Source organism: Streptomyces sp. NPDC041814 (assembly GCF_055590565.1).
In genome coordinates, this window is record NZ_JBVJAM010000008.1 from 134162 (window position 1) to 155454 (window position 21293).

Annotated in this window: 20 protein-coding genes; 13 read left to right on the forward strand and 7 right to left on the reverse strand. The window is 70.5% G+C overall.

What is annotated here, in order from left to right; genetic code table 11:
• Positions 1-93 precede the first annotated feature (93 nt).
• The 5 genes from glmU (at position 94) to ACZ6C6_RS21140 (ending at position 4660) form a co-directional block, all read left to right on the forward strand.
• The gene (glmU, locus tag ACZ6C6_RS21120; protein ID WP_469204806.1) at positions 94-1542 is read left to right on the forward strand and encodes a bifunctional UDP-N-acetylglucosamine diphosphorylase/glucosamine-1-phosphate N-acetyltransferase GlmU; all 1449 of its coding nucleotides are present in this window, start codon (positions 94-96) and stop codon (positions 1540-1542) included.
• Positions 1543-1662: 120 nt separating this feature from the next.
• Positions 1663-2637: a ribose-phosphate diphosphokinase gene (locus ACZ6C6_RS21125; protein ID WP_164402038.1), complete on the forward strand. Its 975-nt coding sequence runs from the start codon at positions 1663-1665 to the stop codon at positions 2635-2637.
• 202 nt (positions 2638-2839) lie between these two features.
• Positions 2840-3427, forward strand: coding sequence for a 50S ribosomal protein L25/general stress protein Ctc (locus tag ACZ6C6_RS21130; protein ID WP_361021573.1), 588 nt, complete (start codon positions 2840-2842; stop codon positions 3425-3427).
• A 114-nt stretch (positions 3428-3541) separates the two neighbouring features.
• Positions 3542-4135 (forward strand): aminoacyl-tRNA hydrolase, encoded by a 594-nt coding sequence (pth, locus tag ACZ6C6_RS21135; RefSeq protein ID WP_469204807.1) that lies wholly within the window; start codon positions 3542-3544, stop codon positions 4133-4135.
• A 54-nt stretch (positions 4136-4189) separates the two neighbouring features.
• Entirely contained in the window at positions 4190-4660 is a 471-nt protein-coding gene (locus ACZ6C6_RS21140) for a hypothetical protein (protein WP_469204808.1), read from the forward strand.
• 57 nt (positions 4661-4717) lie between these two features.
• Here ACZ6C6_RS21140 and ppc read toward each other — a convergent pair whose 3' ends face one another.
• The gene (gene ppc / locus ACZ6C6_RS21145) at positions 4718-7447 is read right to left on the reverse strand and encodes a phosphoenolpyruvate carboxylase (protein WP_469204809.1); all 2730 of its coding nucleotides are present in this window, start codon (positions 7445-7447) and stop codon (positions 4718-4720) included.
• A 335-nt stretch (positions 7448-7782) separates the two neighbouring features.
• Between ppc and ACZ6C6_RS21150 the strand changes: the two genes are divergently transcribed.
• From ACZ6C6_RS21150 to ACZ6C6_RS21160, 3 genes are all read left to right on the forward strand, one after another.
• On the forward strand, positions 7783-8766 hold the full coding sequence (locus ACZ6C6_RS21150; RefSeq protein ID WP_469204810.1) for an acyl-CoA desaturase: 984 nt from the start codon (positions 7783-7785) through the stop codon (positions 8764-8766).
• Positions 8763-9449: a TetR family transcriptional regulator gene (locus ACZ6C6_RS21155; RefSeq protein WP_445064631.1), complete on the forward strand. Its 687-nt coding sequence runs from the start codon at positions 8763-8765 to the stop codon at positions 9447-9449. Before ACZ6C6_RS21150 ends, ACZ6C6_RS21155 begins: the two co-directional genes overlap by 4 nt.
• 201 nt (positions 9450-9650) lie before the next feature.
• Positions 9651-11411 carry an FG-GAP repeat domain-containing protein gene (locus tag ACZ6C6_RS21160; RefSeq protein WP_469205022.1) on the forward strand — a complete coding sequence of 587 codons (1761 nt, stop codon included), beginning with the start codon at positions 9651-9653 and terminating at the stop codon, positions 11409-11411.
• Between the two features lie 60 nt (positions 11412-11471).
• Here the strand turns inward: ACZ6C6_RS21160 and ACZ6C6_RS21165 are convergent, their stop codons facing one another.
• Entirely contained in the window at positions 11472-11837 is a 366-nt protein-coding gene (locus tag ACZ6C6_RS21165; RefSeq protein WP_469204811.1) for a VOC family protein, read from the reverse strand.
• Positions 11834-12646, reverse strand: a complete 813-nt coding sequence (locus ACZ6C6_RS21170; RefSeq protein ID WP_469204812.1) for a trans-aconitate 2-methyltransferase — start codon at positions 12644-12646, stop codon at positions 11834-11836. The genes ACZ6C6_RS21165 and ACZ6C6_RS21170 overlap by 4 nt, the downstream gene beginning before the upstream one ends.
• 88 nt (positions 12647-12734) lie before the next feature.
• Between ACZ6C6_RS21170 and ACZ6C6_RS21175 the strand changes: the two genes are divergently transcribed.
• Positions 12735-13232 carry a MarR family winged helix-turn-helix transcriptional regulator gene (locus tag ACZ6C6_RS21175; RefSeq protein ID WP_365682366.1) on the forward strand — a complete coding sequence of 166 codons (498 nt, stop codon included), beginning with the start codon at positions 12735-12737 and terminating at the stop codon, positions 13230-13232.
• On the opposite strand, the gene ACZ6C6_RS21180 is transcribed toward ACZ6C6_RS21175, so the two are convergent.
• Positions 13191-13982: a LuxR C-terminal-related transcriptional regulator gene (locus ACZ6C6_RS21180; RefSeq protein WP_469205023.1), complete on the reverse strand. Its 792-nt coding sequence runs from the start codon at positions 13980-13982 to the stop codon at positions 13191-13193. The genes ACZ6C6_RS21175 and ACZ6C6_RS21180 overlap by 42 nt on opposite strands.
• A 135-nt stretch (positions 13983-14117) precedes the next feature.
• On the opposite strand from ACZ6C6_RS21180, the gene ACZ6C6_RS21185 reads away from it, so the two are divergent.
• Complete coding sequence (locus ACZ6C6_RS21185; protein WP_469204813.1) at positions 14118-14561, forward strand: GNAT family N-acetyltransferase; 444 nt, start codon at positions 14118-14120, stop codon at positions 14559-14561.
• Positions 14562-14567: 6 nt separating this feature from the next.
• Here the strand turns inward: ACZ6C6_RS21185 and galK are convergent, their stop codons facing one another.
• The 3 genes from galK to galT are packed head-to-tail and all read right to left on the reverse strand — an operon-like array spanning position 14568 to position 17754.
• Positions 14568-15737, reverse strand: coding sequence for a galactokinase (gene galK, locus ACZ6C6_RS21190; protein ID WP_469204814.1), 1170 nt, complete (start codon positions 15735-15737; stop codon positions 14568-14570).
• Positions 15734-16714 carry a UDP-glucose 4-epimerase GalE gene (galE, locus tag ACZ6C6_RS21195; RefSeq protein WP_469204815.1) on the reverse strand — a complete coding sequence of 327 codons (981 nt, stop codon included), beginning with the start codon at positions 16712-16714 and terminating at the stop codon, positions 15734-15736. The genes galK and galE overlap by 4 nt, the downstream gene beginning before the upstream one ends.
• Positions 16711-17754 carry a galactose-1-phosphate uridylyltransferase gene (gene galT / locus ACZ6C6_RS21200; protein WP_469204816.1) on the reverse strand — a complete coding sequence of 348 codons (1044 nt, stop codon included), beginning with the start codon at positions 17752-17754 and terminating at the stop codon, positions 16711-16713. Before galT ends, galE begins: the two co-directional genes overlap by 4 nt.
• 236 nt (positions 17755-17990) lie before the next feature.
• Between galT and ACZ6C6_RS21205 the strand changes: the two genes are divergently transcribed.
• The 3 genes from ACZ6C6_RS21205 to sbnA all read left to right on the forward strand — a co-directional run bounded on the left by ACZ6C6_RS21205 (position 17991) and on the right by sbnA (position 21287).
• Complete coding sequence (locus ACZ6C6_RS21205) at positions 17991-19661, forward strand: sodium:solute symporter family protein (protein WP_469204817.1); 1671 nt, start codon at positions 17991-17993, stop codon at positions 19659-19661.
• A gap of 15 nt (positions 19662-19676) precedes the next feature.
• Entirely contained in the window at positions 19677-19955 is a 279-nt protein-coding gene (locus ACZ6C6_RS21210; protein ID WP_469204818.1) for a hypothetical protein, read from the forward strand.
• Between the two features lie 345 nt (positions 19956-20300).
• Positions 20301-21287 (forward strand): 2,3-diaminopropionate biosynthesis protein SbnA, encoded by a 987-nt coding sequence (gene sbnA / locus ACZ6C6_RS21215; RefSeq protein WP_469204819.1) that lies wholly within the window; start codon positions 20301-20303, stop codon positions 21285-21287.
• The last annotated feature ends 6 nt before the right edge of the window (positions 21288-21293 follow it).

Consider the following 21293-nt stretch of genomic DNA (forward strand, 5'->3'; position numbering starts at 1 on the left):
CCGACCACCTCGGTCGGGGCCCGCGCCCATGTCCGGCCCCAGACCCCCCGGTATCCTGCGGATGTCCACCACCCGAAGCCGAAGGGCCTATTCGTGAGCTCCGTACGCCCGGCAGCCGTCGTCGTCCTCGCAGCGGGTGAGGGCACCCGCATGAAGTCGAAGACCCCCAAGGTTCTGCACGAGATCTCCGGGCGCTCGCTCGTCGGTCATGTCGTCGCCGCCTCCCGCGAGCTGGACCCCCAGCACCTCGTCGTCGTCGTGGGCCACGCGCACGAGCAGGTCACCGCCCACCTCACCGGCGCCGACGCGCAGGTGCGCACCGCCTACCAGGCCGAGCAGAAGGGCACCGGGAACGCGGTGCGCGTCGCGCTCGACGAGCTGGGCGGGGCCGTCGAGGGCACCGTCGTCGTCGTGTGCGGGGACACCCCGCTGCTGTCCGGCGAGACGCTGGGCGCGCTCGCCGCGACGCACACCGCCGACGGCAACGCGGTCACCGTGCTCAGCGCCGAGGTCCCCGACTCCACCGGCTACGGGCGGATCGTGCGCGACGCGGCGAGCGGCGCGGTCACCGAGATCGTGGAGCACAAGGACGCGAGCGACGAGCAGCGGGCGATCCGGGAGATCAACTCCGGGGTGTTCGCGTTCGACGGGAAGCTCCTCGCCGATGCGCTCGGCCAGGTGCGGACGGACAACAGCCAGGGCGAGGAGTACCTCACCGACGTGCTGTCGATCCTGCGCGAGGCCGGGCACCGGGTCGGCGCCTGTGTGGCGGGCGACCACCGGGAGATCCTGGGCATCAACAACCGCGTCCAGTTGGCGGAGGCCCGCCGGCTGCTGAACCAGCGGCTGCTTGAGCGCGCCATGACGGCCGGTGTGACCGTGGTCGACCCCGGCTCGACGCTGATCGACGTCACGGTGACCTTCGAGCGGGACGCGATCGTGCATCCCGGGACGCAGCTGCTGGGCACCACGCACCTCGCAGAGGATGCCGAGGTCGGCCCGAACTCGCGGCTGACGGACACCGTCGTGCACGCGGGCGCGCGGGTGGACAACACGGTGTCGGACGGCGCCGAGGTGGGCCCGGGGGCGCTGGTGGGCCCGTACGCCTACCTGCGGCCGGGCACCAAGCTGGGCCCGAAGGCCAAGGCCGGGACGTACGTCGAGATGAAGAACGCGACGATCGGCGAGGGGACCAAGGTCCCGCACCTGTCCTACGTGGGCGACGCGACCATCGGCGACCACACCAACATCGGCGCCGCGAGCGTGTTCGTGAACTACGACGGGGTGGCCAAGCACCACACGACGATCGGGTCGCACTGCCGCACCGGGTCGGACAATATGTTTGTGGCGCCTGTCACGGTCGGGGACGGGGTTTACACCGCCGCCGGCTCGGTCATCACGAAGGACGTGCCGTCCGGTTCGCTGGCCGTGGCCCGGGGCCAGCAAAGGAATATCGAGGGCTGGGTGGCGCGGAAGCGTCCCGGAAGCGCCGCCGCACAGGCGGCTCAGGCGGCGGAGGAGAGGCCGGCCGGCGAAAGCTGACCGGAAACAGGTGCGTCCAGCACCGCGTACCGTGATAGATGCTCACCCCATTTCGGCTGGCTCGTTGCACATCGGGACATCTGCGTGCGGCGCCAGGAACACGTCTGAGGAGACTGTGCTGTGACCGGGATCAAGACGACCGGCGAGAAGAAACTGATGCTCTTCTCCGGCCGCGCCCACCCCGAGCTGGCCGAGGAGGTCGCGCACCAGCTCGGTGTCGGCCTCGTGCCGACGAAGGCCTTCGATTTCGCCAACGGTGAGATCTACGTCCGCTTCCAGGAGTCGGCACGTGGCGCGGACTGCTTCCTGATCCAGAGCCACACGGCTCCGATCAACAAGTGGATCATGGAGCAGCTGATCATGATCGACGCGCTGAAGCGCGCGTCGGCCCGCTCGATCACGGTGATCGTGCCGTTCTACGGCTACGCCCGCCAGGACAAGAAGCACCGCGGCCGCGAGCCGATCTCGGCCCGGCTGGTCGCGGACCTGATGAAGACGGCGGGCGCGGACCGCATCCTCACCGTCGACCTGCACACGGACCAGATCCAGGGCTTCTTCGACGGCCCGGTCGACCACCTGTTCGCGCTGCCGATCCTGGCGGACTACGTGGGCGCCAAGGTGGACCGTTCCAAGCTGACGATCGTCTCGCCGGACGCCGGCCGGGTGCGCGTCGCCGACCGCTGGTGCGACCGCCTGGACGCCCCGCTGGCGATCGTGCACAAGCGCCGTGACAAGGACGTCGCCAACCAGGTGACCGTCCACGAGGTCGTCGGCAACGTGAAGGGCCGGGTCTGCGTCCTGGTCGACGACATGATCGACACCGGCGGCACGATCTGCGCCGCCGCCGACGCCCTGTTCGCGCACGGCGCCGAGGACGTCATAGTGACGGCGACGCACGGTGTGCTCTCGGGCCCCGCGGCGGACCGCCTGAAGAACTCGAAGGTGAGCGAGTTCGTGTTCACGGACACGCTGCCGACGCCGGGTGAGCTGGAGCTCGACAAGATCAAGGTGCTGTCGATCGCCCCGACGATCGCCCGCGCGGTGCGCGAGGTCTTCGAGGACGGCTCGGTCACGAGCCTCTTCGAGGAGCAGTAGGAGCGGCAGGACCGGGCGGCGCATGCGTCGCCGTTGATCCACTTTGGGGTGCGGCCTCCCCGCCGGGTAGACTCTGCGAGTTGCTCGGCGAGGGAGGCCGTACTCATGTACGGCGATCCGTTATCGGCGCGCTCTTCGTAGCAGGCCAGTTGTTGGCCGGGTGACCATCCGTAGTTTCCGTCACCCCACGAGGAGTGCAGCCATGGCCGAGATCAAGCTCGCCGCTCAGGTCCGTACCGAGTTCGGCAAGGGTGCCGCCCGTCGCGCGCGCCGTGCCCAGCAGGTCCCCGCGGTCGTCTACGGCCACGGCGCCGAGTCCGTCCACATCACGCTTCCGGCCCACGAGCTGCAGCTCGCGCTCCGTACCGCCAACGTCCTGATCGGTATCGAGCTCGACGGCAAGGACGCCCTGGTCATCCCCAAGGCCGTGCAGCGCAACCCGCTCAAGGGCGACATCGAGCACGTCGACCTGCTGACCGTGAAGCGCGGCGAGAAGGTCAACGTCGAGATCGCGGTGCACGTCGAGGGCGACCTGGCCCCCGGTGGCAACCTGCTGGAGTACGTGCAGAACACCCTCCTCGTCGAGGCCGAGGCCACCCACATCCCCGAGTCCGTCACGGTCTCCGTGCAGGGCCTGGACGCCGGTGCGTCGATCCTCGCCAAGGACATCCCGCTGCCCAAGGGCTCCGTGCTCGCCGGTGACGAGGACGCCATCGTGCTCCAGGTCGTCGCCGCGCAGGCCGAGGAGCCGGCCGCCGAGTCCGCCGAGGGTGAGGGCGAGGAGGGCTGAGTCCCGTCCCGCCTGCTTGACTGACGGGGCGGTGGTCTCCCTTTCCGGGAGCGCCACCGCCCCGTTTCGCTGTCCACGCCTGCTGTACGCGTACGAACGAGGAGACTTCGCGCGATGTCCGACGCCACCGACCCCTGGCTGATCGTGGGGCTGGGCAATCCCGGCCCCGAGTACGCGGCGAACCGGCACAACGTCGGTTTCATGGTCGCCGACCTGCTCGCCGAGCGGATCGGCGGGAAGTTCAAGCGCGCTCCGAAGGCGCAGGCGCAGGTGCTGGAGGGCCGGATCGGCCCGCCCGGACCGCTGAGCCGCCGTGTGGTGATCGCGAAGCCGATGTCGTACATGAATCTGTCCGGGGGCCCGGTGGCGGCGTTGCGGGACTTCTACAAGGTGCCGACGGCCCATGTGGTGGCGGTCCACGACGAGCTGGACATCGACTACGGGACGCTGCGGCTGAAGCTGGGCGGCGGGGACAACGGGCACAACGGGCTGAAGTCGATGACGAAGGCGATGGGTCCGGACTATCACCGGGTGCGGTTCGGGATCGGCCGGCCGCCGGGGCGGATGCAGGTGGCGGACTTCGTGCTGAAGGACTTCTCTTCCACGGAGCGCAAGGAGCTGGCGTTCGAGGTGGACCGGGCGGCGGACGCGGTGGAGTGCCTGCTGGCGGAGGGTCTGGAGCGGGCGCAGTCCGCGTACAACACCTGATTGGTACGGGTCCGGCTTGACCGGTCGTGCGGCTCTGGCCAAGGATCTGGGCCCATGAAGCGGAACCCCTCCCACCGTGCCCTGTTGTACGGCCGCAGTGCGGCGCTCGGCCTCGTCGTCGTGGTGCTGCTGGTGGCGGGTGTGCTGACGTCGTGGGACGCGGCGCACCACATCGTGCTGGCCCGGGGCCGGGAGCACGGGACGATGACGGTGACGGGGTGCGGCGACGACGTGTGTACGGGGTCGTTCTCGCCGGGTGACGGGGCGGCGGCGCGGTCGCGGGTGTCGGTGGACAGCTCGGTGGCGGCGCGCAAGGGCGACCGCTTCCCGGTGGTGGTGAAGCCGGGGACGGACGAGGTGGTGCGGACCGGGGCGCCGGGCTTCCTGCACGCGTGGGTGCCGCTGGGCGGTGCGCTGGTGCTGGCGGGCCTGGTGATCGGCGGGGGCCTGCGGCTGACGCGTACGGCCTGGGGCACCGGGGTCGCGGGTGGGGTGCTGCTGGTGGCGGCGTTCATCGCGCTGTGAACGCGGGACGGGGCGCGGGGAGGAGTTCCCCGCGCCCCGTCGTCGTGCGGTGCCGGGTCAGCCGGTGTTGCGGAGGCCTGCGGCGACGCCGTTGACGGTGAGCAGCAGGGCGCGGGCGAGGAGCGGGTCCTCCTCCTCGCCTGCTTCGGCGGCCTGGCGCTGGCGGGCGAGCAGGGAGACCTGGAGGTAGGAGATCGGGTCCAGGTAGGCGTCGCGGATGGCGAAGGTCTGCTGGAGCACCGGGTTGGTGTCGAGCAGCTTCTCGCCGCCGGTGACGCGCAGGACTTCCCGCACGGTGAGGGCGTGCTCGGCCTCGATGACGTCGAAGACGTGCTTGAGCTCGTCGGGGACGAGGGTGTCGACGTAGTGCCGGGCGATGCGCAGGTCGGTCTTGGCGAGGGTCATCTCGACGTTGGAGAGGAAGTTGCGGAAGAAGTGCCACTGCTCGTGCATCTCTTCCAGGACCGTGTCGAGTCCGGCCTCGCGCAGGGCCTTGAGGCCGGAGCCGACGCCGAACCAGCCGGGGACGATCTGGCGGGACTGGGTCCAGCCGAAGACCCAGGGGATGGCGCGCAGTCCGTCGAGTGAGACTCCGGAGCCGGGGCGGCGGGAGGGCCGGGAGCCGAGGTGCAGGCCGGCGAGCTGGTCCACGGGGGTGGAGGCCAGGAAGTACGACGGCAGGTCGGGGTCCTCGACGAGCTTGCGGTAGGCGGCGTGGGCGGCGTCGGAGACGGTGTCCATGGCCGCGTCCCAGCGGGCGAGGGCCTCGTCGGACTGGCGGGGTGCGGTGTGCAGGGCGGACGCCTGGAGGGTGGCCGCGACGGTCAGTTCCAGGTTCTCCCGGGCGAGCGCGGGGATGAGGTACTTGTCGGAGATGACCTCGCCCTGCTCGGTGACCTTGATCTCGCCTTCCAGGGTGCCCCAGGGCTGGGCGAGGATCGCGTCGTGCGAGGGGCCGCCGCCGCGGCCGACGGTGCCGCCGCGGCCGTGGAAGAGGCGGAGTCGTACGCCGTAGCGGTGGGCGACGTCGCGCAGGCGGCGCTGGGCGCGGTGGATCTCCCACTGGGAGGTGGTGATGCCGCCGAACTTGGAGGAGTCGGAGTAGCCGAGCATGACCTCCTGGACGTCGCCGCGCAGGGAGACGAGGCGCCGGTAGGAGGGGTCGGCGAGCATCTCGTCGAGGATGACGTCGGCGGCGCGGAGCTCGTCGGTGGTTTCCAGGAGCGGGACGATGCCGATTTCGGCCCAGCCGGCGTGGAGGTCGAGGAGGCCGGCCTCGCGGGCGAGGACGGCGGCGGCGAAGACGTCGTCGGCGCCCTGGCACATCGAGATGATGTAGGACTCGATGACTTCGGGGCCGAAGCGCTGGAAGGCTTCCTTGATGGTGTGGAAGACGCCGAGGGTCTTCTCGCCGGCGGCGTCGAGTGGTGCCGGGGTGGGCGCGAGGGGGCGGCGGGAGCGCAGTTCCTTGGCGAGGAGCTTCTGCCGGTAGTCGCGGGGCATGTCGGCGTAGCGCCAGGACTCCTCGCCGAGCCGGTCGAAGAGCTGGCCGAGGGCGTGGTGGTGGGCGTCGGCGTGTTCGCGGACGTCCATCGTGGCGAGCTGGAGGCCGAACGCGGAGAGCGTGCGGATGGTGCGGTCCATGCGGCCGTCGGCGACGATGCCGGCCTTGTGGCGGCGCAGCGAGTCCTGGATGAGGGCGAGGTCGCTGATGAGTTCGGCGGTGCCGAGGTAGTCGCAGCCGGGGCGGTGGGGGCGGCCGGAGGCGAGGCGCTCGCGGGTGTTGACGAGCTTCTGGCGGATGCAGGTGGCCTTGAGGCGGTAGGGCTCCTCGGCGTTCAGCCGCTTGTAGCGGGGGCTGATCTCGGGGAGGAGGTCCAGGTCGGCCTGGAGGGAGGCGAGGAGTTCGTCGGTGGCGCCGGTGTAGCGGATGGAGTTGGAGAGCAGTCCGCGGAGCTGGTCGACGAGTTCGAGGGCGTCGGTGATGCCGTGCTCGTGCTGGAGGATAAGGACGTCCCAGGTGACCTCGGGGGTCACGTTGGGGTTGCCGTCGCGGTCGCCGCCGATCCAGGTGCCGAAGGTGAGGGGTCGGGTGCCGGCGGGGAGTTCGACGCCGACGCGCTCCAGCTCGGCGGCCAGGTCCTCCAGGACGTCGCCGACGGCGTTGGCGTGCAGCTCGTCCAGGTAGTAGATGGCGTTCCGGGCCTCGTCGGTGGGCTCGGGGCGTACGACGCGGAGCTCGTCGGTCTGCCAGATGAGGTCGATGTTCTCGGCGAGCCGGAGGTCCTGGCGGCGGCGGTCGGCCTCGATGACCGGGGTTTCCAGGAGGGCGGCGATGCGGCGGAGCTTGTTGAGGACGGAGCGCCGGGCGGCCTCGGTGGGGTGCGCGGTGAAGACGGGGCGCACGTTGAGGTTCTTGACGGTGGCGCGCAGGTGCTCGGGGTCGGCGTCCTTGAGCCGGTCGGCGGTGCGGGCGAGGAGGCCGCCCTCGGCGGACCGGCGGTCGCGCATCTCGTGGGCGCGGTGGACCTGCTCGGTCACGTTGGCCAGGTGGAAGTAGGTGGAGAAGGCGCGGACGAGCTTGGCGGCGGTCTCCAGGCCGGTGTCGCCGAGGAGCTCGGCCGCGGCCTCGCCGTCGGTGCGGGTCAGGGCGCGTACGCGCTCGACGAGGTCGAGGAGTTCCGGGCCCTCCTGGCGTACCAGGGTCTCGCCCAGCAGGTCGCCGAGGCGGCGGATGTCGGCGCGCAGCTCGGGGCTGGCGGCGGGGGTCTGGTCGGCACTGCTCACAGTGTGCGGCTCCTTGCAGTGGTGGTGCACGGGACCCGGGACCGCGGTCGGCGGATGCCGACGCCACCCCGGAAAAGCAGGGTGCGGACCGCGCTGTCCGACCTCTCCAGGATAGGTGTCCGTGCTTTCGGTGCTGTTCGCGCCCCGGACGGCCGTCCGTGTGCACCGGGGGTCCGGTCGGGGTACGCGGTGTGTGTCTACCCGGTATTCGCGCGTCTGTGCGCGGTGTTTCGCCCTCTCGTGGGCGGGCCTCCGCGCTGCCATACTTACGAAGCCGTAGGTTACGGGTGCGTAACCCGGTTGTCCGTCCCGTTCTCACCCCCAGGGGACTCCCCATGAAGACCAGCCCCGATGTGATCGAGGCCGCCGCCCCGGCGGCCGGTGATCCTGCTCTTCCCTCCGCCACGCTCGGCGGGGACAACAAGCGGTCGATCGAGCAGATCGCGCTCCTGCTGTTCATCGTCCTGCCGTTCGTGGCCCTGGTGGCGGCGGTGCCGCTGGCCTGGGGCCGCGGTGTGAGCTGGCTCGATCTGGGTCTGCTGGTGGCGATGTACTTCATCGGCTGCCACGGCATCACGATCGGCTTCCACCGGTACTTCACGCACGGCTCGTTCAAGGCGAAGCGTCCGCTCCGCATCGCCCTGGCGGTGGCCGGTTCGCTGGCTGTGGAGGGTCCCCTGGTGCGCTGGGTGGCCGATCACCGCAAGCACCACCGGTTCTCGGACGCGGACGGCGACCCGCACTCGCCGTGGCGGTTCGGCGAGACGCTGCCTGCGCTGCTGAAGGGCCTGTGGTGGGCCCACATCGCGTGGATGTTCGACGAGGAGCAGACCCCGCAGCAGAAGTACGCGCCGGACCTGATCAAGGACCCGGCGCTCCGCCGGATCTCGCGCCACTTCATGACGTTCACGCTCGTCTCGCTGGCGATTCCCCCGCTGGTCGGCGGCCTGGTGACGATGTCCTGGTGGGGCGCGGCGACGGCGTTCTTCTGGGGCTCGCTGGTACGGGTGGCGCTGCTGCACCACGTGACGTGGTCGATCAACTCGATCTGCCACGCGGTCGGCAAGCGCCCCTTCAAGTCCCGCGACAAGTCGGGCAACGTGTGGTGGCTGGCGGTCCTGTCGTGCGGTGAGTCCTGGCACAACCTGCACCACGCGGACCCGACGAGTGCCCGGCACGGCGTGATGCGCGGTCAGATCGATTCGAGCGCGCGCCTCATCCGCTGGTTCGAGCAGGCCGGCTGGGCGTACGACGTGCGCTGGCCGGACGAGGCCCGTATCGAGTCCCGGCGCAACCGCGCGGCGGCCGACGCGGCATGATGGACGATGTGGCGACCGACTCCAGCGCAAGCAGCGAGAACACCCGTGCACCTTCGTCCCGGCGGGCCCGCCGGGTGCGGATGACCGGGAAGGAACGCCGCGAGCAGCTGCTGGACATCGGTCGCACCCTGTTCGCCGACAAGGGCTTCGAGGGCACGTCGGTCGAGGAGATCGCGGCCCGCGCGGGGGTGTCGAAGCCGGTCGTCTACGAGCACTTCGGCGGCAAGGAGGGGCTGTACGCGGTCGTGGTGGACCGGGAGATGCGCCAGCTCCTGGACATGGTGACCGGTGCCCTGACCGCGGGGCACCCCCGGGAGCTCCTGGAGCAGGCGGCGTTCGCGCTCCTGGACTACATCGAGACGTACACCGACGGCTTCCGCATCCTGGTCCGGGACTCGCCGGTCGCCCAGTCGACGGGCACCTTCGCGTCCCTGATCAGCGACATCGCGACCCAGGTCGAGGACATCCTCGGCCTGGAGTTCAAGGCGCGGGGCTTCGATCCGAAGCTGGCCCCGCTGTACGCGCAGGCGCTGGTGGGCATGGTGGCGCTGACCGGCCAGTGGTGGGTGAACGCGCGCAAGCCGAAGAAGGCGGAGGTCGCGGCCCATCTGGTGAATCTGGCCTGGCACGGTCTGGAGAACCTGGAGTCGAAGCCGCGGCTGATAGGGCACCGCAAGAGCTGACGGCCCGTCGGGGGGCGGGCCGGTGCGGTGGGCGAGTGTGGCCAAGCCGCAACCTTGATCCATCGCTAAACCACTTCAGTCCCGGTGTGCGCAGTTGTAGAGTCTGTGAACATCCCGGGAATGCTTCACCCTGCACGTAACGTGCCCGTGAAAGCGTTTGCCCCGGTTCCACCACTTACCCCTGGGGGGGCTTTGACTTCTGTGGAACCCGGCCGTTTCGTCGTGCGCTCGAAGCGCGCGAGCCGGATCGCGGCCTGCACCGCACTCGTTCTCTCCGCCGGCATGCTGCTGGCGGCCCCGGCCTCGGCCGATGACTCGGCGCCCGCTCCGAGCGGCGCCACCGCGCAGTTCACCCCCGAGCTCGGCGGTCAGCCGACGCTCAGCCTGCCGAAGCGCACGGCGAAGAAGAAGTCCGGCGCCTCGGGCGTGGCGGGCACCCAGTCCCCGTCCTCCGTCGTCCCGGCCAAGCCGCGCGGGGACCTGGACGGCGACGGCTACACCGACATGCTCTACCGGGGTCTGGACGGCAACGTGTATGCCGCCATGGACTCCTCGGGCTCGCACCCGTACACGATCAACAGCGACGACCAGTACGAGACCGCCAAGGACATCATCACGCCGGGCGACCTCGACGGCGGCGGCATGGCCGAGGTCCTGACGCTGTCGGCGTCGGGCAAGCTCTCGCTCTACCAGAGCTGGGGCGCGGACAGCACCGGCTACGCCACCTGGTCGGGCAGCGGCTGGCAGAAGTACAACAAGGTCTCCGCCCCCGGCGACCTGGACGGCGACGGCCGCGGCGACCTGCTCGCGCGTACGCCCTCGGGTGACGTCTACGTCTACATCTCCACCGGCAACGTGAACAGCGCGCCCTTCAAGGCCGGTGTCAAGGTGGGCTACGGCTGGAACGTCTACGACCAGATCGTGGGCGCGAACGACGTCAACGGCGACGGTCTGGGCGACGTCATCGCCCGTACGCCCGCCGGTGACGTGTACTTCTACGCCGGTACCGGCGACGCGGCGAAGCCCTTCAAGGCGCGCGCCAAGGTCGGCTACGGCTGGGACATCTACAACCAGCTGATCAGCTTCGACGACCTCGACGGCGACGGCCTCGGCGACATCGTCGCCCGTAAGCCGAACGGCGCGCTCTACACGTACCTCTCCACCGGCTACGGGACCTTCGAGTCGCGCGTCGAGGGCGGCACGGGGTGGAACGCGGCGGCGCTGTTCGCCAGTGCGGGCGGGAACCCGGCCTGGGGCAAGCAGGAGCTGGAGGCGCGTACCAAGGGCGGCAGCCTGTACTGGTACCAGAGCCGGAACAACGAGCAGTTCTTCCCGCGTCAGCTGGACAGCTCGGACACCGGCTGGAACCAGGTGAGCCTGTCGCTGGCGTCCTCGCTGGACAACGACGGCTGGGGCGAGCTCCTCCAGGTCTACAAGGGCACCCTCTGGGTCGGCGCCGAGGAGATCGGCTCCGGCTGGCAGGTCTACAACAGCCTCACCGGTCCGGGCGACCTGAGCGGCGACGGCAAGGGCGACGTGCTGGCCCGCGACACCAGCGGCAACCTGTACCTGTACAAGGGCAACGGGCTCGGCACCAAGTTCGCGACCAAGGTCAAGGTCGGCTACGGCTACAACACGTACAACAAGATCGTCGGCGCCGGTGACCTCAGCGGCGACGGCATCGCGGACGTCGTGGCCCGCGACACCAAGGGCAACCTGTACCTGTACAAGGGCACGGGCAACGCCGCCAAGCCGCTCTCGGCCCGCGTCAAGCTCGGCTACGGCTACAACACGTACAAGCAGTTCGCCGCTCCCGGCGACCTCGACGGCGACGGCTTCGCCGACCTGGTCGGCGTCGACGGCAAGGGCGACGTGTACCGCTACTCGTCCACCGGCACCGGCAAGATCGAGAAGCGCGTCAAGATCGGCTACGGCTGGGACATCTACAACGGCCTGTACTAGGCCCGCGTGACCCACGGCGCCCCGTTCCCGCACCGGCGGGGGCGGGGCGCTGCCGTGTGCTCAGCCGGTGGCCGGTTCCAGGAACTCCAGCCGGTTGCCCACCGGGTCGTGGCTGTAGAAGCGGCGGTGGCCCGGCAGGCCGTCGTCCCAGACCACTTCGGCGCCGCGTTCGGCCAGCCGGGCCGCGTACGTCTCGATGTCCGTGACGCGCAGGCCCGGGTGGGCCTTGCGGGCCGGGCGGAAGTCCGCCTCGATGCCCAGGTGGAGCTGGACGGGACCGGCGGCGAACCAGCAGCCGCCCCGGGCCGCGAGCACGGGCGGCTTCGGGATCTCGGTCATGCCGAGGACGTCCGCGTAGTACGTGCGCAGCGCGTCCTCGCTGCCCTGCGGGGCGGCGAGCTGGACGTGGTCGAGCGAGGCGATCACCGGTCCTCCCGGTGGGCGACGGCGAAGACGCGGCGGAACGGGAAGACCGTGCCGTGCGGGCCCTTCGGGTAGGCCGCGCGCAGCCGGTCGCGGTAGTCGGCGAGGAAGGCGTCCCGGGCCTCCTCGTCGTCGGCGAGTGCGGTGAGGACGGGGCGCAGCCCGGTGCCCTTGACCCAGTCCAGGACAGGGTCCTCGCCGGGCAGGAGGTGGAGGTAGGTGGTCTCCCAGACGTCGGCGGTGGTGCCGGGGCCGGTCAGCGCGTCCAGGTATCCGGCGGGGCTCAGCACGGCGTCCGTGTGGCGCAGCAGGCCGCCGAGGCGGGGCCGCCAGCGCGGGGACTCCGCGAGTTCGCGCATCAGGACGTGCGAGGGCTGGTCGAAGTTGCCGGGGACCTGGAGGGCGAGGGTGCCGCCGGGGAGCAGGGCGTCCAGCCAGAGCGGCAGGCGGGCGGCGTGGCCGGGGACCCACTGGAGCAGGGCGTTGGAGACGATCAGGCCGTACGGTTCCGAGGGCGTCCAGACGGCCGCGTCGGCCTCGGCGAAGTCCAGCAGCTCCGTGGCGTGGGCGCGGGCCCGTTCGAGCATCTGCGGGGAGTTGTCGTAGCCGGTGATCCGGGCGTGCGGCCAGCGCTCGGCGAGCAGGGCGGTGACGTTGCCCGCGCCGCAGCCGAGGTCGGCGATGCGGGGTGCGGGGGTGTCTCCGGGGCTGTCCGGTGGGTCGGGGACGCGGGCCAGGAGGTCGTGGAAGGGGCGGGTGCGGTGATCCGCGTGGCGCAGGTATTGCTGCGGATCCCAGAGGGGTGCGGTCATGACGTCCAGCATGATCAGCGCATATCTTGATGTCAAGACACTTGAATTCAAGAGACTTCATGTCGACAGACCATCTACACTGATCCACATGGAGGACGAGGTCGACCGTCTGGTCGCTGCATGGCGCCGCGAGCGCCCCGACCTCGACGTGGAACCGCTCGAGGTCCTCAGCCGCGTCTCCCGCCTGGCCCGGCACCTCGACCGGGCCCGCCGCATCGCCTTCGCCGAGCACCAGCTCGAACCGTGGGAGTTCGACGTGCTCACGTCGCTGCGCCGGGCAGGCGCCCCCTACCAGCTCTCCCCCGGCCAGCTGCTCACCCAGACCCTGGTCACCTCGGGCACGATGACCAACCGCATCGACCGCCTCACCAAGAAGAACCTGGTCGAGCGGCTGCCCGACCCGAGCGACCGGCGCGGCGTCCTCGTCCGGCTCACCGCCGAGGGCCGGGACAAGGCCGACCAGTCCCTGGCGGGTCTCCTCGCCCAGGAGCGCGCCATCCTCGGCGAGCTCTCCCGCCAGCAGCGCGCCGAACTGGCCGGGCTGCTACGCCAGTTGACCGCCCCGTTCGACAACGTCCCCGGGTAGCGCCAGCTCGGCCGGGCCGACCCCGGCCCGGCGCGCCAGCGCCACCGCGGCCAGCGTCGAGTGCACGCCCAGCTTCCCCAGCACGTTCTGCATGTGCGTCCGCACGGTGTGCGGGGACAGGAAGAGCCGCTCCGCGACCGCCTTGCGGCCCAGACCCGCCACCATGCACCGCAGCACCTCGCGTTCGCGCGGGGTCAGCGACTCGACCAGCGTCTCGCTCTCGGTGCGGTGCTTGCGGTCGGCCAGCAGCTCGCGGAGCACCCCCGTCAGCAGCGCGGCGGGCAGATGCGTCTCGTCGCGCAGCACCCCCCGGATCACCGCGAGCAGCCGTTGCAGCGAGCTGTCCTTGGCGACCCAGCCGCAGGCCCCGGCCTGGAGGGCGAGCGCGGCCCGGGCCGGGTCGTCCTTCTCGGCGAGCACCACCGTACGCACCGAGGGACGCGCCGCGCGGACCGCGCCGACGAGGGCGATCCCGTCGACCGGGCCGCCCTGTCCGGGAGCGGGGCGCGGGGCGGGCACCGGGACCGGGCCCACCCCGGTGCGGGCGAGCGCGGCGGCGCCCAGTTCCGCGTCGGCCAGCAGCACGTCGTATCCCCGGCCCTCGGCCGCCGCGCGCTCCAGGCAGCGCAGCGCCGCCGGGCCGCTGCCGGCCGCGGCCACCTCGACATCGGGCTCGGCCGCGAGCGCGGCGGCCAGTGATTCGGCGAAGATCCGGTGGTCGTCCACCACGAGAACCCGGATACGGGCCACAGGCACCCCCATGCTGTGTGTGACGGGGCGCACGACGCAGGCCCCCGTCGCGCTGTGCATCAGCGTACGGGCGGGGGCCCGGGGGAACGGGAAAATGGCGGAAGTTGTCCGGGGGTGCGGCCTAGGCTGGGGCGCATGTTCCATCTTGAGACAGAAGTGGACAAGGAACGGCGTGCCCAGCTGCACCAGCTGCTGCGGGACGACAACACCGCGCGCTCACCGCACATGAGCGCCCTCCGCCGGCGCCCGGACGCGCAGGAGGAGCCGCTGCACGTCTGGGCGCTGGATGCCGAGGGGCGCCTCGCGGGCGGTCTCGCGGCCCGGACCTGGGCGAGCTGGCTCCACCTGGAGCTGCTGTGGGTCGACACCGCGCACCGGGGCTCCGGCCTCGGCGCCCGGCTGCTCGCCGAGGCGGAACGGGTGGCCCGGGAGGACCGGGCCTGCGCCCGGTCCCGGGTGGAGACCTGGGACTTCCAGGCCCCCGGCTTCTACCGGAAGCAGGGGTACGAGGTGCGCGGGCAGGTCGAGGACTTCCCGCCGGGCGTCACGGAGTACACCCTCACGAAGGAGTTCGGCTGACCCCGGTCAGACCAGCCGGCGCGCCCCCGCCGACGGCACCGCGGGAAAGACGCCCGGGGTGCCGTAACCGGCGGCGGTGAACGCCTCCAGGACGGACTTGGTCACCGCGTCCGCCCGCGCCTCCTCGACCAGCACGATCGCCGAGCCGCCGAAGCCGCCGCCGGTCATCCGCGCCCCGAGCGCCCCGGCCGCGTTGGCCGCCTCGACCACGAGGTCGAGCTCCACGCAGGAGACCCGCAGGTCGTCGCGGAGCGAGACGTGACCCGCCGTGAGGACCGGGCCCGCCGCGCGCACGTCGCCCGCGTCGAGCAGCGCGATGACCTGCTCGACGCGCTGGTTGTCGCCGACCACATGGCGCACGTACCGCACGACGGACTCGTCCGCGCCGGACTCCGCGAGCCGCTCCAGGGCGGCGCCCAGCTCCTCGTACGGCAGGTCGCGCAGGGTGCCTATGCCGAGCAGACGGGCGCCCTCCTCGCAGCCGGCCCGGCGCTCCGCGTACGCCCCGTCGCCGAGCGCGTGCTTGACCCGGGTGTCGACCACCAGGAGCCGCAGCCCGTGCGCGGCCAGGTCGAAGGGCACCTGGCGGCGGCCGAGGTCCCGGGTGTCCAGGTGCAGGGCGTGGCCCTCGGTGCAGCAGGCGGACGCCATCTGGTCCATGACGCCGCAGGGGACGCCGACGAACGCGTTCTCGGCGCGCTGGGCGAGGACCGCGAGCTCGGCCGCGTCGAGCCCGAGGCCGAAGAGGTCGTTGAGGGCGAGGGCGGTGACCACTTCGAGGGCGGCGGACGAGGAGAGCCCGGCGCCCGTGGGGACGGTGGAGGTCAGCTGGATGTCGGCGCCGGTGATCTCGTGGCCCGCCTCGCGCAGCGCCCAGACGACGCCGGCCGGGTAGGCGGCCCAGCCGTGGCCCTCGTTCGGGGTCAGCCCGTCCACGCGGAGCCGGACGACGCCGCCGGGCACATCGGTGGAGTGCAGCCGCAGTTCGCCGTCGGTGCGGCGGGAGACCGCGGCGCGCGCGGTGTGCGGGAGGGCGAGCGGCATGACGAAGCCGTCGTTGAAGTCGGTGTACTCGCCGATCAGGTTGACCCGGCCGGGTGCGGCCCAGATCCCCTCGGGCTCGCTTCCGTACAGCTCGGTGAAGGAGGCGGTGAGCTCTGCGTGGTCCTCGGTCATGGTGCGGTGGGCTCCTCTCGGCGGGCGAACGTCCAGGCGTCGGAGACGATTCCGGCCAGGTCGGCGCGGGACGGCTGCCAGCCGAGCCGCTCCCTGGCGGTGGCGGCGGAGGCGACGAGGACGGCCGGGTCGCCGGCGCGGCGCGGGGCCGCGGTCTCGGGGACGGGGTGGCCGGTGACCTCGCGGACCGTCTCGATGACCTCGCGGACCGAGAAGCCGTTGCCGTTGCCGAGGTTGCAGATCAGGTGCTCGCCCGGGGTGGCGGCGTCGAGGGCGAGGAGGTGCGCCTCGGCGAGGTCAGCGACGTGGATGTAGTCGCGGACGCAGGTGCCGTCCGGGGTCGGGTAGTCGTCGCCGTAGACGGAGATCGACTCGCGCTGTCCGAGGGCGACCTGGAGCACCAGCGGGATGAGGTGGGACTCCGGGCTGTGGCGCTCGCCGCAGTCCCCGTACGCCCCGGCCACGTTGAAGTAGCGCAGCGAGACGGCGGCCAGGCCGTGGGCGGCGGCCTCCCCGGTGATCATGTGGTCGACGGCGAGCTTGGTGGCGCCGTACGGGCTGGTCGGGGCGGTGGGGTCGACCTCCGTGATGGGGCTGGTGACCGGCTCGCCGTAGGTGGCCGCGGTGGAGGAGAAGACCAGGGTGCGGACCCCGGCGGCGCGCATCGCGGCGAGCAGCGCCGTGGAGCCGCCGACGTTGTTGAGCCAGTACTTCTCGGGGTCGGTGACCGACTCGCCGACCTGGGAGTACGCGGCGAAGTGGAGGACCCCGTCGTAGGAGGCGTCGAGCCACTTGGCGGCGTCCTGGATGCGGCCCTCGATGAAGTCGGCCCCGGCCGGGACGCCCTCGCGGAAGCCGGTGGAGAGGTCGTCCAGGACGGTGACGGTGTGACCGGCCTCAAGGAGGTGCTGGGCGACGACACTGCCCACGTAACCGGCACCACCGGTGACCAGGTACTTCTTCGGGGTCTTGCTCACTGGCTCGCTACCTCTCGCAGTCGCTGGGCCGCGGTCTCCGGCGGCACGTCGTTGATGAACACGCTCATGCCGGATTCGGAACCCGCGAGGAACTTCAGCTTGCCGGAGGTCCGTCGGATGGTGAAAAGCTCAAGGTGGAGCCCGAAGTCCTCACGCCCGGGGACCCCGAACGGCGCCTGGTGCCAGGCGGAGATGTACGGGGTCGGCGGCTCTCCGGGTCCGAAGATCCGGTCGAATCGCCTCAACAGTTCCAGATAGACCTGTGGGAACTCCGTGCGCGCCTCCTCGTCCAGCTCCCGCAGGTCGGCGACGCGGCGGCGCGGGTGGAGGTGCACCTCGTACGGCCAGTGGGCCGCGTAGGGGACGAAGGCGATCCAGTGCTCGGCGGCGAGCACGATCCGGGAGCCGTCCTCCTCCTCCCGTGCGACCACGTCGTCGAAGAGGTTGCGGCCGGTCTTCGCGTGGTGGGCGGCCATCGAGCGCAGCATCAGCTCGGTGCGCGGGGTGACGAAGGGGTAGCCGTAGATCTGCCCGTGCGGGTGGCCGAGCGTGACGCCGATCTCGGCGCCCCGGTTCTCGAAGCAGAACACCTGCTTGACCTGCGGAAGCGCGGCCAGGGCCGCGGTGCGGTCGGTCCAGGCGTCCAGGACGAGCCCGGCCTGCTGCTCGGTGAGGTCCGCGAAGGAGGCGTCGTGGTCGGAGGTGAAGCAGACGACCTCGCAGCGGCCGGAGTCGCCGGCGAGCGAGGGGAAGCGGTTCTCGAAGACGGCGACGTCGTAGTCGGGCTCCGGGATCTCGCTCTGCCGGCCCTCGCGCGAGGGGCACAGCGGGCACTCGTCGGCGGGCGGGTGGTAGGTCCGGCCCTGGCGGTGCGAGGCGATGGCCACGCTGTCACCGAGCAGGGGGTCGCGCCGGATCTCGGACGAGGTGGAGACGGCGTCGAGGGGGCGCGTGTCGACGGCCTCGCGGACGAGATCGTCGCGGCTGTCGTAGTAGATCAGCTCCCGGCCGTCGGCGAGCGTCGTAACCGTCTTCTTCACCAGACTCCTCCCACCGAACATAAGCAAACACAATGAACCACAAGTCAACAGATGCGTCAATGAGTCGACGGCGGGGGCAGACGGGTCGTGCGAGGCGGATCGCAGCCGCTTGAAGCCTGTGATTTAGGCAATACGATCACAAACAAACAAAGAACCTCTCGGGAACTGTTCACTTTCTGAACACAAGAGCGTAGTTTCCTTCGGGTTCAGTTCGCGCAACGAAGCGAGACCCCCACATGCAATACCTGGCAGCAGGGCTCCGGCTCCCCACGAACGGGCTCGACTACACGATCCTGGCGATCTACTTCGTCGTGGTGCTCGGCATCGGCTTCGCCGCCCGGGCGAGCGTCAAGACCAGCCTCGACTTCTTCCTCTCCGGACGGTCACTGCCCGCATGGGTGACCGGTCTGGCCTTCGTGGCGGCGAACCTCGGCGCCACCGAGATCCTCGGCATGGCGGCCACCGGCGCGCAGTACGGCGTCGCGGTCGTGCACTGGTACTGGATCGGCGCCATCCCCGCGATGGTCTTCCTCGGCCTCGTGATGATGCCGTTCTACTACCGCTCGAAGGTGCGCTCGGTGCCGGAGTTCCTGCTCCAGCGCTTCGACAAGTCCGCGCACCTGCTGAGCTCCATACTCTTCGCCTTCTCGGCGATCCTGATCGCGGGCGTCAACCTGTACGCCCTGTCGATCGTCGTGGAGGCGCTGCTCGGCTGGCCGCAGTGGGTCGCGATCGTCGTCGCGGGCCTCTTCGTCCTCGTCTACATCACGATCGGCGGGCTCTCCTCCGCGATCTACAACGAGGTGCTGCAGTTCTTCGTCATCCTCGCCGCGCTGATCCCGCTGACCCTGCTGGGCCTCAAGCGCGTCGGCGGCTGGGACGGGCTGAGCGACTCGCTGACGTCCAGCCACGGCTCGAACTTCATGTCGGCCTGGGGCGGCACCGGCATCGGTGACGCCAACCCGCTCGGCGCGAACTGGCTGACGATCGTCCTCGGCCTCGGCTTCGTCCTCTCCTTCGGCTACTGGACGACGAACTTCGCCGAGGTGCAGCGCGCGCTGTCCGCGAAGAACCTCTCGGCCGCCCAGCGCACCCCGCTGATCGCCGCGTTCCCGAAGATGTTCATCGTCTTCGCCGTGATGATCCCGGGCCTGGTCGCCGCCGTGATCGTGCCCAACATCGGCACCGACGGCTCCGGCACCACGTACAACGACGCGATCCCGCTGCTGATGCGCGAGCTGCTGCCCAACGGTGTGCTCGGCATCGCGGTGACCGGTCTGCTGGCCGCGTTCATGGCGGGCATGGCCGCCAACGTCTCCTCGTTCAACACCGTGTTCACCACGGACATCTGGGCGCGGTACGTGAAGAAGGACCAGCCGGACGCGTACTACCTGCGCTTCGGCCGGCTGATCACGGCGCTCGGTGTGCTGGCCTCCATCGGCACCGCGTTCATCGCCGCCAGCTTCTCGAACATCATGAGCTACCTCCAGACGCTCTTCTCGTTCTTCAACGTGCCGCTCTTCGTGGTCTTCATCATCGGCATGTTCTGGAAGCGCGCCTCGATGAAGTCCGGCGTCTGGGGCCTGCTCGCGGGCACCACGGCCGCGATGGTCAACTACTTCGTCATCTACAAGCAGGGCGTCATCGACATCCCGAGCGACCAGGGCGCGAACTTCGTCTCCGCGATCGTCGGCTTCGTCGCCGGTGCGGTCGTCATGGTCGCGGTCACGCTCTTCACCGCTCCCAAGCCCGAGGCCGAACTCGCCGGCCTCGTCTACGGAACCGAGTCCCCGGGCGCCCCCGAGGTGCCCGAGGAGGGCGACAGCGCCTGGTACCGCAGGCCCGCACTCCTGGGCTGGGGAGCCATCGTGCTCGCCGCCCTGTGCTACGTCCCCTACTCGTTCTGATCGGAGCAGCCCACCATGTCCGAACTGCACAAGGAAGTCTCCGACCTGGAGCAGAAGTCCGCCACGGCGGCCCGCCTCTTCGACATCCGGCGGATCATCGGCGGCCTCTTCGTGGTCTACGGGATCATCGTGACGATCGCCGGGATCAGCCCGTCCGACGAGGACCTGAAGAAGGCCCAGGGCGTCCACATCAACCTCTGGACCGGCCTCGCCATGCTGGCGCTCGGCCTGTTCTTCCTGGTCTGGATGAAGCTGCGCCCGGCCCAGGCCCCGGAGCACGCGCCGGAGGACTAGTACGCCTTGCGCGGCAGGGGCCGGACACCGTCAGCCGACGGGGTCCGGCCCCTGCCGCGTTTCCGTCGCGGGCCCGGCCCGGAATTTTTAATTCCCTTTACTCATCGAATGTTATTCACCGATCAACCTTTTCCACATGCTGGAATATGCATTGATCGGGCCGTCTTTTCGTGTCAGGATCCCTGACGGCCGAGCAGATACGGGGGACCCTCGGCCAGGGGGAGTACATACAGAACATTCCAAAACCGCACACGGGCCAAAGATTTTCACCACCATGCCCGTGCAGGCAACCCAGGCGGCGCAGTGCGCCCTGCCCATCACCTTTACTTCACGGTTTGGATTCTGGTGATAGCGGAAGAAGTCTACGACCTGGTGCTGGACGACGTCTTCGTCCGGCTCGACCAATTAGTTCCCGGAAGCATCCTCTACCTCAAGCTGGAAGGTCTCAATCCAGCGGGCTCGGTCAAGCTCAAGACCGCGGTCGCCCTGGTCCGTGACGCGGAGGAGCAGGCCGAGAAGTCGCGCCGCCCCTTCCTCCGGACCCGGCTGATCGAATCGACGTCCGGCAACCTGGGCGTCGCCCTGGCCATGGTGTGCGCGGCCAAGGGGTACGCGCTCACCTGCGTCACGGACCCGAACGCCAACCGCCAGTCGGTCCAGCTGATGCGGGCGCTCGGCGCGGAGGTCGTCGTCATCGACATCCCCGACGCCAACGGGGGGTTCCTGCAGTCACGGATCAACTACATCAGACGGCGGCTGCGCCGTGAGCCGCACACGCACTGGCTGAACCAGTACGCCAACGCCGCGGGCCCCGCCGCACACCGGGACCGCACGGGGCGGTCCATCGTCGAGCACATCGGCCACCCCGACTACGTCTTCGTCGGCGCGGGGACCACGGGGACGCTGATGGGCTGCGGGGCGTACCTGCGGGCGCACAGCCCGGAGACCCGCATCGTCGCCGTCGACACCGTGGGGTCGGTCACCTTCGGCACCCCGGCCGCCCCGCGCCACATCCCGGGCCTGGGCACCAGCCGGAGGCCCGAGATCCTCGACCCGACGCTGGTGGACGACCTCGTCCTCGTTCCGGAGTCGGAGGCCGTCGCCATGTGCCACGCCCTCGCCAGGGAACGCGGTCTGCTCTTCGGCGGATCGACCGGGACGGTGCTCGCCGCCGTACGGAAAACGGCGCAGGACATTCCGGAGGGGAGCACGGTGGTGGCCCTCTCGCCCGATTTCGGCGACCGCTATCTCGACACCCTTTACGACGACCATTGGGTGGCGGAGCGCTGGCCCGGAACGAACGACCGAACAATGCATCGGGCTCAGTCCTGACAAGGG